Annotated in this window: 13 protein-coding genes; 5 read left to right on the forward strand and 8 right to left on the reverse strand. The window is 31.1% G+C overall.

The window, feature by feature from the left end:
• Positions 1 to 6: 6 nt before the first annotated feature.
• Together BXU10_RS20175 and BXU10_RS20180 are read right to left on the reverse strand one after the other, a co-directional pair.
• Positions 7 to 654: a GNAT family N-acetyltransferase gene (locus tag BXU10_RS20175; protein ID WP_031456541.1), complete on the reverse strand. Its 648-nt coding sequence runs from the start codon at positions 652 to 654 to the stop codon at positions 7 to 9.
• A 465-nt stretch (positions 655 to 1119) separates the two neighbouring features.
• The gene (locus BXU10_RS20180) at positions 1120 to 3387 is read right to left on the reverse strand and encodes a M1 family metallopeptidase (protein ID WP_078229312.1); all 2268 of its coding nucleotides are present in this window, start codon (positions 3385 to 3387) and stop codon (positions 1120 to 1122) included.
• A gap of 185 nt (positions 3388 to 3572) precedes the next feature.
• Here BXU10_RS20180 and BXU10_RS20185 point away from each other — a divergent pair, with 185 nt between their 5' ends.
• Complete coding sequence (locus BXU10_RS20185) at positions 3573 to 4427, forward strand: aldose 1-epimerase family protein (RefSeq protein ID WP_078229313.1); 855 nt, start codon at positions 3573 to 3575, stop codon at positions 4425 to 4427.
• Between the two features lie 63 nt (positions 4428 to 4490).
• Here the strand turns inward: BXU10_RS20185 and BXU10_RS20190 are convergent, their stop codons facing one another.
• The 5 genes from BXU10_RS20190 to BXU10_RS20210 form a co-directional block, all read right to left on the reverse strand.
• Positions 4491 to 5333, reverse strand: a complete 843-nt coding sequence (locus BXU10_RS20190) for a DUF2911 domain-containing protein (RefSeq protein WP_078229314.1) — start codon at positions 5331 to 5333, stop codon at positions 4491 to 4493.
• A gap of 73 nt (positions 5334 to 5406) precedes the next feature.
• Positions 5407 to 6069 carry an HAD family phosphatase gene (locus BXU10_RS20195; RefSeq protein ID WP_078229315.1) on the reverse strand — a complete coding sequence of 221 codons (663 nt, stop codon included), beginning with the start codon at positions 6067 to 6069 and terminating at the stop codon, positions 5407 to 5409.
• 22 nt (positions 6070 to 6091) lie between these two features.
• Complete coding sequence (locus BXU10_RS20200; protein ID WP_078229316.1) at positions 6092 to 6811, reverse strand: ThiF family adenylyltransferase; 720 nt, start codon at positions 6809 to 6811, stop codon at positions 6092 to 6094.
• 25 nt (positions 6812 to 6836) lie between these two features.
• Positions 6837 to 7493, reverse strand: a complete 657-nt coding sequence (locus BXU10_RS20205) for a TatD family hydrolase (RefSeq protein WP_078229317.1) — start codon at positions 7491 to 7493, stop codon at positions 6837 to 6839.
• Positions 7493 to 8092, reverse strand: coding sequence for a DUF1684 domain-containing protein (locus BXU10_RS20210; RefSeq protein ID WP_078229318.1), 600 nt, complete (start codon positions 8090 to 8092; stop codon positions 7493 to 7495). Before BXU10_RS20210 ends, BXU10_RS20205 begins: the two co-directional genes overlap by 1 nt.
• A gap of 383 nt (positions 8093 to 8475) precedes the next feature.
• Between BXU10_RS20210 and BXU10_RS20215 the strand changes: the two genes are divergently transcribed.
• The 4 genes from BXU10_RS20215 (at position 8476) to BXU10_RS20230 (ending at position 11888) form a co-directional block, all read left to right on the forward strand.
• On the forward strand, positions 8476 to 9378 hold the full coding sequence (locus BXU10_RS20215) for a right-handed parallel beta-helix repeat-containing protein (RefSeq protein ID WP_078229319.1): 903 nt from the start codon (positions 8476 to 8478) through the stop codon (positions 9376 to 9378).
• A 184-nt stretch (positions 9379 to 9562) separates the two neighbouring features.
• Positions 9563 to 9934, forward strand: coding sequence for a BlaI/MecI/CopY family transcriptional regulator (locus BXU10_RS20220; protein ID WP_078229320.1), 372 nt, complete (start codon positions 9563 to 9565; stop codon positions 9932 to 9934).
• Positions 9935 to 9939: 5 nt separating this feature from the next.
• On the forward strand, positions 9940 to 11667 hold the full coding sequence (locus BXU10_RS20225; RefSeq protein ID WP_078229321.1) for a M56 family metallopeptidase: 1728 nt from the start codon (positions 9940 to 9942) through the stop codon (positions 11665 to 11667).
• An 80-nt stretch (positions 11668 to 11747) separates the two neighbouring features.
• Entirely contained in the window at positions 11748 to 11888 is a 141-nt protein-coding gene (locus tag BXU10_RS20230) for an SsrA-binding protein (protein WP_078229322.1), read from the forward strand.
• Position 11889: 1 nt separating this feature from the next.
• On the opposite strand, the gene BXU10_RS20235 is transcribed toward BXU10_RS20230, so the two are convergent.
• Entirely contained in the window at positions 11890 to 12405 is a 516-nt protein-coding gene (locus BXU10_RS20235; RefSeq protein ID WP_078229495.1) for a DinB family protein, read from the reverse strand.

A 12405-nucleotide genomic window follows, 5' to 3' on the forward strand; every position in this document is an offset into this window, starting at 1 on the left:
TTTTAATTAAATTTTGAATAAAAAAATAAATGACAATAATTTATTTAAAAATAAAGCTTGCTTAATTTTTTTAAGTCTGCTTAAAACAGCCTCATTAAAAGGATGTCTTGGTGGATCTTTGGGCTTGTCTTTTGGGTCATATAACATTCCTGTACAAAGACACATTTTATTTTCTTTACTTTGCAGAATTTGAAAGTTAGTACAGGTTTTACATCCTGCCCAAAAACTTGGATCAGTAGTTAATTCGGAAAAAGGAACAGGTTTATAACCCAAATCAGAATTGATTTTCATTACAGCTAAACCAGTTGTAATACCAAATATTTTTGCATCTGGATACTTTTGTAATGAATATTCAAAAACCTTAGATTTTATCTTTTTCGCTAAACCTAAATTTCTATAATCCGGGTGTACAATTAGCCCTGAATGTGCCACAAATTGTCCGTGCTGCCAGCTTTCTATATAACAAAAACCTGCAAATTTTCCGTCTGCCAGAGCAATCATCGCATCGCCATTAGCCATTTTTTTCTGAATGTACTCAGGCGTTCTTTTAGCAATCCCCGTACCTCTTAATAAGGCCGATGATTCTATCGTATCGCAAATTTCCTGTGCGAATTTGAAGTGTTCTTCCTGAGTAACAACAATAGAGATCTTCATTTCAATAATTGAAGTTTAGCGTTAACATTAAAAAATATTGTTTGGTTTGAAATCTAAAATACCAGCTAATAAAATTAAAAGCTGTTGAAGCAGTATTCTCAAAATCAAAAATTTGATTAAGGAACTTTCTAAATAAATAAATGCTTTTGGTATATGTTTGTCCGATGGACAACTTATGTGATTTCAAAATGAAAAATGAATATAAATAAATACGCGACGAAAAACTCTTTGAATACTATATAGATAGCATCCGTACTTCGGGAGAAGTACCAGGAGAGATTGTCCGTGACAAAGAAGTTATATGTAAACTTATTTTATTCATTGGTGCAAAAGTACACTATTTTTTTATTTAGAAAACTAATTTTTAAAATTCTAACATTTTTTTAATTGTATGTTGTTTTTTAAACAAAAAAGTCCGATAGATTTCCACAAACCTATCGGACAGAGTTATTTACAAAATTTATTTTAGTTTTTAGTAAACGGTATTACTTGTCCGTTCCCTAAAACAGTCATATCAAAAGCTGTTTTTGCTTCATTAAATTTGAATTTCAAACCTGCTCTGTTAGATATAAAAGTGTCTTTTTCTCCTGCAACAGGATCAACTGTAAACTTTGGAAAATCTGTAATTTCTACATTCAAAACACTACTTTTCTCAGTTAATTCAATTTTCAAAGGTGCACTCTTTGTAGAATAAACCCCTAAATAACTGTCCAGAATAATGTCTTTTTCAATTTTTCCTTTACCTGCAGTCCAAACATTGTTACTTTCATTATTATCCGGAAACACGTGATCAGGATCTAAAGTAATACTTTCTATTTCTTCAGTAGAATTATGTTTGAAAGACCAGTCGTTATTACGCTGCCAAATTTCTACAGGTAATTTAACTCTTGTAACCTTTCCGCTTTTTGCCTTAACATCTAAAACAATTGGCATTGGCATTTTATCAAAATTTTCAATATTGATGATGACACCTTTTGAAGGATCATTTTTTACATATTTTATAGAATTAATTCCCTGATCAAAACGCCAGTTGTTTACATACCAGCTTCTCCAGAACCAGCTTAAATCTTCACCTGCAACATTTTCCATAGATCTAAAGAAATCATCCGGCGTTGGGTGCTTGTAAGCCCAACGTTCTATATAAGTTCTAAATGCAGTATCAAAACGTTCTTTTCCTAAAACCTGCTCTCTTAAAAGTATCAGACCTGCACTTGGTTTAAAATAACACAACATACCAATATTAGCTTCTTTCATATTATCCGGAGAACTCATAATGGTTTCTAAATCAGGTCTTGTAAAAGATTCTGCTTCTTCATGCAAATCAGTTGCTTTTTCTTTATACTCACCATTATTAAAAGCTGTAGTACTCAATGAATTAATAAAAGTATTAAAACCTTCATCCATCCATGCAAATAATCGTTCATTAGAGCCTACAATCATAGGAAACCAAATGTGCCCAAATTCGTGATCTGTAACTCCCCATAAATCCTGGCCTTTTGATTTCCATCCACAAAAAACAATTCCGGGATATTCCATCCCTCCTTCGTTTCCTGCCACATTGGTAGCAACCGGATAAGGATATTCAAACCATTGCTTAGAATAATGTTCAATAGATGCTTTTACATATTCTGTAGAACGTCCATAAGCATCTTTTCCTGCACTTTCAACAGGATAGGCAGATAAAGCCAAAGCCTTTTTACCGCTTGGCAGGTTTATTTTTGCTCCATCTAAAATAAAAGCCGGAGATGATGCCCATGAAAAATCACGTGCATTTTTAATTTGGTAGTGCCATGTTTTTTCTGCTGACGCATTTGCATTTGCAGTAGCTGCAACCTCTTCTGCAGAGCGAATTACAACTGTTTTATCACTTTGAGAAGCATCTTTGTAACGTTTAAATTGCTCAGCAGGCAAAACCTCTGATCCATTTACCAATTCACCTGAACCAACAACATAATGATTTGAAGGTACTGTAAGTTTTACATCAAAATTACCATATTCCAAATAAAATTCTGAAGCTCCAAGATACGGAGCCGTATTCCATCCTCTTACATCATCATAAACACACATGCGAGGATACCATTGTGCAATTGTAAATATCTTTCCGTTTTTAGTTTCCAAAACTCCCATTCTGTCCGAACCTTCGAATGGGGCAATGAATGAAAACTCAATTTTAATTTTTACAGAAGCCCCTTTGGAAGCTAATTCCTTTGGAAGGAAAATTTGCATTCTGGTATCTGTAACTATATATTTAGCTTCAACTTCAGTTTTTTCCTTACTGCCAGAAATCACTTTTACTGATTTTATTTTATTTCCACCATCAAAAACCTGTCCCTGAGCACCATTTCGGCTACCTGTTAAAGGCACGACAGCATTTCCTCTTGAATCATTTTTAAATAAATTCTGATCTAAATTAAGCCATAGAAATGACAATTTATCAGGACTATTATTAGTGTATGTAATTTCATCTGTACCAATAATTTCATTTGTATTTGCATTTAACTTTGCCGTAATTTGATAATCAGCCCGGTTTTGCCAGTATTCAATTCCCGGCTGGCCGCTTGCTGTACGGGTTGGAGTACCATTTTTTGTGTAAAAGTGCGGTGCAAAAGCATCATGATAATTGTAATTATTAACGGGAGTTACTGCTGTTGATGGTGCTTGTTGCGCCCAAACAGAAGAAATTCCTCCAAACAAAGCTATTGTCAGTAAGGCTTTAGAGAACTGTTTTTTCATATTTATATCTGTTTATATAGCAAATTAATGAAAAAAAAAGCTATTTGCAGAGAAAAGCCAAAGCATATATTTAATTTTAGCAAAATATTATCAAAAAAATAATTTAAGCGATTTTCTTAAGAAAATAAAATTTATAAAATTATATTTATAATGAACACAAAAATTAATCTTTTAAAAATTCTATTTTGAACACAACAATATCAAATTCAAAACTTAAAGCTTCTATTAAACTTCACGGAGCTGAATTATTCTCCCTTGTTGACAATGGAAACAAAGAATATATGTGGAATGGCGATCTAAATGTTTGGCCAAAACATTCTCCAATTCTCTTTCCAATTGTAGGAAGTTTAAAAAATGAAAGTTATACTTTTAATGAACAGGAATACCATTTAGGGAGACATGGCTTTGCCCGCGATATGAAATTTCAACTGATTAAAAAAACGGAATCTTCAGCTACTTTTTCTTTATCTTATAATGAAGAAACGCTTCAAAAATATCCCTTTAAATTTGAATTGCAGATTATTTACAAACTTAAAGAACACAAACTAAATATTGAATACAAAGTAATCAATAAAGGAGAAACAAAACTTCCTTTTTCTATAGGTGCTCATCCTGCCTTTTCTTTACCTGAAAAATTTTCAAATTACAGTATTGAGTTCGAAAAAGAAGAAAAATTAAAATATTCACTTCTTGAAGATGGATTAATTTCTAATACAACTAAAATTTTAGAAACTGTAAATAATGAATTGTCATTAAATTATAAATTATTTGAAAACGATGCTTTGGTTTTTAAAAGCCTCAAATCAAATTCATTAACTATTTTTCAAAATTCAAAGCCATATATTAAAGTAGATTTTGAAGGCTTTCCAAATTTAGGAATCTGGACTAAGGAAAATGCTCCTTTTATTTGCATTGAACCTTGGTTTGGTTATTCTGATACTGTTGAAAAATTTGGTGATTTGTTTAAAAAAGAGGGAATCTTAATTCTGGAAGCAAATCAAACTTTCAATACCTCATTTGAAATAGAAATCTTTAATTAAAACAATAAAACCCATTTTGATAAACATTCAAAATGGGTTTTATTTTACAAAAAAAGACAAGGATTATCTACTCCATTCTGAAATACTATCCTTATTCATTTTTACATAATCCTGATTATTTGCAGCTTCTGAAGCAGCCAAAGAAATTTTAGCCGTTTCAATAGCACCTGCTTTATCTCCTTGTTTTGCCTGAATTAATGATTTCAATCTTGATAAATAATAAGGCTTATCTGTACTTAATTCCAAAGCTTTATCAACATATTCTCTTGCACTGATCATATCGCCATTTGATTGAAATAGATATTGAGATGCAGCGTAATAATCATTCCATGTTGCTCCTGCCAACGTCTTTTTAATACTTGCAGTTGCTATTTTTGCAGTAGGAACTTCGAATTTCAAAGCTATATGAGAGTTTTCCCAGGCCATTTCTAAATAACCGGAATTTTGATCCAAAGTATTGATACCAATTGTAAAGGTTTCAACAGGAGTCGGCAAAGCATCTTCTTTAACAGTAGTTTTTAAAACTACATAAGTCTCGTTCCAATTTTCAGGCAATCCCCAATTGTCTGTAGAAAGATAAAAAATCACCTCCCAGCTTTCTATTCTAGGAATCGTATAAATGGAATATTTTCCTTTTTTTAATGTTTTACCATCAATAACAACATCATCTCCAAAATTGATTATTGTATTTTCATTGGCTCCCGTTCTCCATAATTTTCCAAACGGAACCAGATTTCCAAAAACCGCCCTGCCCCTTGCACCTGGTCTTGAATACGTAACTTCAACATCAGTTAATCCAACGGTTTGTTTAATATACCCTTTTGGACTAGCCTGCGGTGTTTTTATTTGTGCTTCTGCAACTAAAGGGGCCAAGATAATGGCTAATGCAATAAGTAGTTTTTTCATTTTTTATATGTCTGTTTGTTTTTTTTTCAAATTTACAAATTCAAAAAAGGACAAAAGTTAAATTTTACTTAATTCAAGTACTTAATTGTGATATTTTCAAAGCACTTAGCTCATTAAAATGATTAATAATCAAATTTGCTTCTGATAAATCCTGTCCTTCTGAATTTTCACTTCTGTAACCTATACAAAAAATCCCAGCACTTTTAGCAGCTTTTACACCGTTTGTGCTATCTTCTATTATGATACAATTTTCTTTAGGCGCAAGTGATAAAGAAGCTGCATGTACGAAAATTGCCGGATTAGGTTTGGACTGTGGAAAATCTTCGCCGCTCACAATTCCAGAAAAATACTGATGCAGATTAAATCGGGTAAAAACGCGATCAATAGTTACTTTTGAAGCAGATGAAGCTAAAATTAACTGAATTCCATTAGCATGCAAATCTTTTATTAAATCTTCAACCCCTTCCAATAAATACAAATCTTCTTTAGTATCGAAAGCATCATTAAAAATACTTCTTTTCCTTTGGATCAAATCCTCTACACCATGTTCTATAGCTGGAAAAAATCCTTTTAATGTCTGAAATGTATTTCGGGTTGAAAATCCTGTAAAAGAAGTATACATTTCTTCTGATACATTAATATTTAACTCCGAAAATTGTTTGTAATAGGCATAGCGGTGAACAGGTTCTGTGTCTACTATTACACCGTCCATATCAAAAATTACAGTTTTTATCATTACTTTGTAAGCTCTTAAATTATTATTTATTTTTCTTTATCAAATAACGAATTACTGTTTCAGCTGCGTATAATCCAAATAGACCTGGCATGTAACTATTGGTTCCGTAAAAAGATTTTTTATAATTGGATCCGTCAGTCATTCTTAAACTTGATTCGTCCTGAATTTCCGAAGAAAAAACCACTTTTAATTTGTCAATTTTAGATTCCTTCAAACGTCTGCGAATGGTTTTTGCAAAGAAACAATTTACAGTATTTGTAATATCTGTTACTTTGACTTTTGAAGCCTCCATTTTACCTCCAGCGCCCATACTGCTAATAATTTTAACTCTTTTACGCTTAGCTGCAATAATTAAATTTAGCTTTGGAGTAACACTGTCAATACAGTCTAAAACATAATCAAACTCATCAGAAACAATTTCGAAAGCACGTTCAGGAGACAAAAACTCCTGTATACGGGTAAGTTTTAGTTCCGGATTAATATCCTGTAAACGGTCACCCACAATAGTAATTTTTGGTTGCCCAACAGTCGAATGTAAAGCTGGCAATTGTCTGTTTATGTTGGTAATATCAACCACATCACCATCAACAATTGTCATTTTTCCAACTCCTGCTCTTGCTAAAAATTCTGCTGCAAACGAGCCAACCCCGCCTAAACCTACCACCAAAACATTTGAGTTTTGTAAATTATTTAAACCTTCTTTTTTAAATAAAAGTTCAGCTCTTTCTGTCCATTCTGCCATATATTTAGTATTTATTTTTATTCAATTAAAATTTACTCACGTTAAAAACCACCTCAAAATTGCTTGAGATAATTTCTTTTAATTCACTTATTGTCAATTTCTTATATTCAGAAGCTAAATCATAAACTTTATCAATATTTTCTTCAATTGTATCTGTTTCCAAAAAAAATCTATCATTTGGAACATTCTGAAAAATTGTTTTTAAATCAGAATTTCTAAGTAAATTTTTTCCAAATGAAAGATAAAATCCTTCTTTAATAAGCTGATTAGAAATCTGGATATTTTTTGAAAATCCATGTACAATCATAGGAACAGAGATTTTCATTTTTTTCTTAATTGCAATTATTTCCTGAAAAGCCGCTACACAATGTATTACAACCGGTTTTTTATTTTTTTCGGCTAAATATAATTGTTTTTCAAAAACAATTATTTGCTGATCAAACGGAATTTCTATTCTTTTATCCAAACCGCATTCACCAATAGCCAGACATTTATTTTCTTTTAATTTTTCTTCAATAATTTTTAAATCGGCATCAATTCTGTTTTCAACAATATACCACGGATGAATTCCAATAGAATAAAACGGAATTGAAGCATCAAAATCTGGAGGATATTGATTAACTAATTCTAAAATATCAGGATCATTTGTAAACTGATGTGTATGAAAATTAAAGAACTCCATTAATGAAAAGTTTTGACACCTGCTCTGATTGCAACATTTAAATCATTTTCTAATGGGACTATTGGGCATGAATATTTATGATTATAAGCACAATATGGATTATAGGCTTGGTTAAAATCTATTGAAATCGTATTTCCTGTCGGAATTCTTAAATCAATATATCTTCCACCAATATAACTTTCCTTTCCACAGGTTAAATCTGAAAAAGGCAAAAACAGATAATCTTTATATTCATTTGTATTAGAGAGTGCAACATCCTGATAAACATTTAATTTTAGTAATATTCCATCAACTACAAACGAAACAGTACCGTATTTAATATATTTAGGTCTTCTGCTTGTAGAGGTTTTCATTTCAAAAGCTTTTTCGTTTTTTGCTTTTACAAATTTTGCATTCACAAAATATTTACTTTTTACAGGATAAAACTCTAGCGTTTTAAAAGTTTTTAAATCCTCTTCCATTAATGGACTCGTCTTAGCATCAGCATATTCAGAATTAATCTTTTTCTGAAATTTTTCAACATCTGAAGGATTAATTTTTTTTTGGCAAAAGCCTGTAGTTAAAAATAAAAACGAAATAAAAACTAAGATTTTTTTCATCATAAAAATTTTTGGCAAAATTAACCAAAAACAACAAATTAATTGTTGTACTCCTGATTTATTGTCTGATATGTTTAAAGTTGCGGATAAATCTTATACGGATTTTTTAAAAGCTTTATTCACTTCATAAAAAAACAACATTATAAAATAAATTTATATTTTAGTTAATTTATTGAACTAATTCAATTTTTTAATTAATATTTTTTACTAATAATCATTTTTTTTATATTTTTTTTAAATAATAATCAATTTATATTATTTTTTTTACATAAGTTTGCGTAATCGATTACACACTGGTAATCAGTATTTTAATTTTAAGCGCTTAGAATTAGATAATAACATTTTTTAACCTCATTATTAACCACTAATCAAACTTTATTATTATGAAAACAAATTTTAGATTGCTTTTTTTATGTTCGATCCTTTCTTTTACCGCTTGCGAAACCAGCGACACACCAGTAACAGAAAATGAAACTGCGATTGATAAACAGGAAACTACACCAACAAGCACTTCTCTTACTGCCAAAACCACTACAGTTACAACGGAGGCAGCTTTAAGATCAGCTGTATCATCTGCAGTTGCCGGTGACGTTATTAAAATTAGCGGTACAATAAACCTTACACAAACTCTTGAGCTTGCAAAAAGCGGTACTTCAAGTTCGAAAATAAGTTTTACAGGAGGTACATTAAATTGCTCAGGTCTGCCATCTGGAAGCTGGGGGGTAAAAGTAAACGGAAGTTATTGGAACATTACAAGTATGACAATCAAAAATGCACCTGATTGCGGTTTGGTATTTCAATCTGGAGGATACAACTATGTTAATAATGTAAGTACTTTAGCAAACGGGGATTCAGGTTTACAAATTTATAATGGAGGACACGATAACTACATTCTTTCCTGCAAGTCAAACGACAATTATGATGCTGCAAATGCAGGAGAAAATGCAGATGGTTTTGCCTGCAAATTATCAGCCGGAAAAAACAATGTATTTGAAAACTGTACAGCAAACCATAATTCTGATGACGGGTGGGATCTTTATGGACAACCTTATACTGTAACAATAAAAGGTTGTACAGCCAGTAATAACGGTTTTGGAACAAATGGAGATGGAAACGGGTTTAAATTAGGAAGTGCCGGACAAAACGTTGCTCACACTGTAACTAATAACACTGCTACAAACAATCTTGCCTGGGGTTATGATGGTAATGGAAACACGGGGCACATTACTATTACTGGCAGCGGAGGTTCCGGTAATAAAAAAGGATTATTTACCCGATTGTATTAATTTACAAAACAAAAAATTCTCAAAGGCTGTCTAAAACTTAGATAGCCTTTTTTTTATTTAAAATACTCATTATAAAATAAATAACCTAAACAAACCACTTTAAAACTATAAAATACGTTACAAAACTATTTTTTTAGTTGTGTAACTAAAAAAATAGTTGTAGATTTGATTAAAATAAAACAACATGCAAAAATTAACCAACAAGGAAGAAGAAATAATGCACATTTTATGGAAGCTAAAAAAAGCTTTTGTAAAAGAAGTTCAGGCTGAAATAAAAGAAGACCAACCACATTATAACACGCTTTCGACAATTATTCGCAATCTGGAAGAAAAAGGATTTGTTGCACACAACGCTTTTGGGAACACACATCAATATTATCCGATAATAACTTTGGAAGCATATAGTAAAAAGTATATGAAAACTGCAATTGATAATTATTTCAACAGTTCTTATAAAAATATGGTTTCCTTTTTTGCAAAAGAAGAAAAAATATCTGCAGCTGAATTACGTGAAATCTTAGCTATGATTGAAACTCCAAGAGAAGAAGAAAAATAATTACCATGGAAGCACTTTTTATTTATATTGCAAAATCATCCGGATTAGTTATATTGTTTTATTGTGCCTATTATTTTTTATTACGCAAAGAAACATTTTTCAACAGTAACAGATGGTTTTTACTGACAGGTTTAGTAACGTCACTAATTCTACCTTTTTTGTTTTACACAAAAATTGTCTGGATAGATCCTGTTCCAGTCTCAAGTGCTAATTATTCACAAAGTTTTATATCCCAAACTATTCAACAGGAATCATTTGAAATCAATTGGAATTACGTGATAATTTCTACTTATTGTATTGGATTCTTTATACTTATAATGAAATTTGCTGCTGATTTTTATAGTTTAAATTCAGTCCTGAAAGGAAAAAAAATACAACAGCAAGCTGACTTTAAATTCATTGATGTATCCGAAAACATTGCTCCATTTTCTTATTTTGATTATATCGTATACAACTCATCAATGTATACAAGTGCAGAATTAGAAAACATTATTGAGCACGAAAAGGTACATAGCGATCAGAATCATACTATAGACGTATTAATTTCCAGAGTGTTTTGCCTCCTGTTTTGGTTCAATCCAATTATTTGGCTGTATAAAAAAGCCATTTTACAAAATCTTGAATTTATTGCCGATAACGAAGCCTCTAAAAAAATATCAGACAAAAAAGCGTATCAATACACACTTTTAAAAATAACTACATATGAAAGCTGTGTAGCCATTACCAATCATTTTTATCAATCATTAATCAAAAAACGAATTGTCATGTTAAACAAAAATCAATCAAAAAAGAGAAATTATTGGAAGTATTATGCCATACTTCCGGCACTTGTAGCATTTGTATTTTTATTTCAAATTAAAACTATTGCACAAGAGAAAAAAGAAGCTCAGCAAATTTCTAAAAACCCAACTTCTGTTGACGTTTATAAAATTAAAAAAAGCACGACCGATCAGGAGTTAAAAGAATTTACTGAAAAATTAAAACAAAATCATAATGTAGATGTTGTTATATCTGATATTAAAAGGAATACCAAAAACGAATTAACAGCAATTAAAGTAGAAATCCAAAAAGGAACCGGTGAAGATCAAACCATACAAATTGAAGGAGACAAACCTATTAAAAGCTGTGGAATTGTTATTACAACAGAAAACGGATCTAAAAAAATCAATGTGGTTACCGACGGCGGAATGGATAAACCAATAGTTGTTGGTGATAATCTTATCATAAATGGTAAAAGCAATTCAACTAAGATAAATACAATTTCAACAATTACACCTCCTGTTCCTCCTACTCCGCCTACATTTCCAACAGGTCCAATGCCGCAAGCTCCTGCTCCAGATATGTCAAAAATGCCAAAACCACCAGTTCCTCCATCAAATCCAAAGGATAAAGCAGCCATGAGTAAATTTGAAAAAGAAATGGCTGAATTTGAAAAAAAAATGGAGTCTTTTGAACCGGATATGTCTGCGTACGAAAAACAAGTTGAAGAAATCATGTCTAAACGCGAAGCCCTTTTTGAAAAAGAAATGGAAAAATATGAAGTAGCAATGGATAAATTCAATGCTGACATGGAGAAATATACTGAAGAAATTGAAATAAAATATGGTAAAGATTCGAAAGAGTATGAAGTAAACATGAAACAATTCGAGAAAGACATGAAGCAATTCGAAAAAAACATGAAACTTCATGAAAAAGAAATGAAAGAAATGGAGAAAGAAAGCCAAAAATCTTAAATCGATTATCTAAAACGTAAAAAAGACTTTGCCATTACAGCAAAGTCTTTTTTTATATCTTTGAAAAAAATAATTCACTTATGTATAAAATACTAGCCAAAATAAATAAAATTATTTTACCAAGTTTTACCAAACAAGGTCTCGATATTTCGAAAGCAAAAAAATGGCAAATGGCAATTATTGGTTATCGCTATTTTATCACTATTCGTGCTTTAGATTAAATTACAAATACCGCTCTGAAATTACTCTTAAATGATGATTTTGATGACCTGTAATAATAAACCCAATTGCTCTTACTGAAATAGCTGTATTTGAAGCTCTGCCCATAAATAAAAACTGTTCTTCATTTAGACCCTCAAAAAAACTGATTGTTGCTTTTCTGGTATTTTCATATTCAGCCAATAAACTTTCTATTGAACGAGAATTAGCAAATGCAAATGGCACATAATCATTTTCTTCAAATCCGGGTAAAGGCGTTTGATCTCCTCTACTGATTCTTAAGGCGCGATATGCAAAAATACGCTCCGTGTCTATCATATGCAGTACAATATCTTTGATTGTCCATTTTCCTTCTGCATAACGATATTCTAATTTTTCAGCTGGAATATTTTTTACAAAATTAACCAGCTGAGACAAGCCCTCTATTAAGCCTTGCACTAATGTTTTATCACCAGCAGCTTTAATATAAGTCGCATTAAAAATAGAATACTCATTTGTTTGTAAATCTGAAGCTATCAT

This window comes from Flavobacterium sp. LM4 (assembly GCF_002017935.1).
GTDB lineage: Bacteria > Bacteroidota > Bacteroidia > Flavobacteriales > Flavobacteriaceae > Flavobacterium > Flavobacterium chungangense.

Excerpts from the sequence above, each read along its gene's own strand:
- BXU10_RS20175 (WP_031456541.1), bottom strand. The coding sequence starts at position 654 with ATGAAGATCTCTATTGTTGTTACTCAGGAAGAACACTTCAAATTCGCA.
- BXU10_RS20180 (WP_078229312.1), bottom strand. The coding sequence starts at position 3,387 with ATGAAAAAACAGTTCTCTAAAGCCTTACTGACAATAGCTTTGTTTGGA.
- BXU10_RS20190 (WP_078229314.1), bottom strand. The coding sequence starts at position 5,333 with ATGAAAAAACTACTTATTGCATTAGCCATTATCTTGGCCCCTTTAGTT.
- BXU10_RS20195 (WP_078229315.1), bottom strand. The coding sequence starts at position 6,069 with ATGATAAAAACTGTAATTTTTGATATGGACGGTGTAATAGTAGACACA.
- BXU10_RS20200 (WP_078229316.1), bottom strand. The coding sequence starts at position 6,811 with ATGGCAGAATGGACAGAAAGAGCTGAACTTTTATTTAAAAAAGAAGGT.
- BXU10_RS20205 (WP_078229317.1), bottom strand. The coding sequence starts at position 7,493 with ATGGAGTTCTTTAATTTTCATACACATCAGTTTACAAATGATCCTGAT.
- BXU10_RS20210 (WP_078229318.1), bottom strand. The coding sequence starts at position 8,092 with ATGAAAAAAATCTTAGTTTTTATTTCGTTTTTATTTTTAACTACAGGC.
- BXU10_RS20215 (WP_078229319.1), top strand. The coding sequence starts at position 8,476 with ATGAAAACAAATTTTAGATTGCTTTTTTTATGTTCGATCCTTTCTTTT.
- BXU10_RS20220 (WP_078229320.1), top strand. The coding sequence starts at position 9,563 with ATGCAAAAATTAACCAACAAGGAAGAAGAAATAATGCACATTTTATGG.
- BXU10_RS20225 (WP_078229321.1), top strand. The coding sequence starts at position 9,940 with ATGGAAGCACTTTTTATTTATATTGCAAAATCATCCGGATTAGTTATA.
- BXU10_RS20230 (WP_078229322.1), top strand. The coding sequence starts at position 11,748 with ATGTATAAAATACTAGCCAAAATAAATAAAATTATTTTACCAAGTTTT.
- BXU10_RS20235 (WP_078229495.1), bottom strand. The coding sequence starts at position 12,405 with ATGATAGCTTCAGATTTACAAACAAATGAGTATTCTATTTTTAATGCG.